Source organism: Pueribacillus theae (genome assembly GCF_003097615.1).
Taxonomy (GTDB): Bacteria; Bacillota; Bacilli; order Bacillales; family UBA6769; genus Pueribacillus; species Pueribacillus theae.
Genome location: NZ_QCZG01000129.1, coordinates 1 through 309 on the forward strand (window position 1 = coordinate 1; position 309 = coordinate 309).

The 309-nt window shown below is 34.3% G+C and carries 1 protein-coding gene; it reads right to left on the reverse strand.

Going from position 1 to position 309, the window contains the following annotated elements:
- Positions 1-111: 111 nt before the first annotated feature.
- The coding region (locus DCC39_RS19000) for a Uma2 family endonuclease (protein WP_133243525.1) at positions 112-309 on the reverse strand (198 nt) is incomplete at its 5' end.

Genomic DNA, 309 nt, shown 5'->3' on the forward strand with positions numbered 1-309 from the left:
ATCAATTTCGCGAAAGATTTTTCGATTGAATAATAGAAGGGGCATGGTAGTTAAAAGCTGCCAATGTAATTGCAAGAGGCGCATGAATGAACCATGCGCCTACTCTATTTGTTATTTAAAGAGTTCTTCTAAATTAACTTTGAAGCCTTTGATTTCAGATGAAGCAATCGTTCCAGTTTCTTTTAAAACGGCTTGCTGTTCGTATTGTCCATTGTTGTCTAAGGAATAGATCTGAATCGAGTTTAATAGGGGATTTACGATCCAATATTCTTTTACGCCATATTGCATATAGAGATTTAATTTAAATAC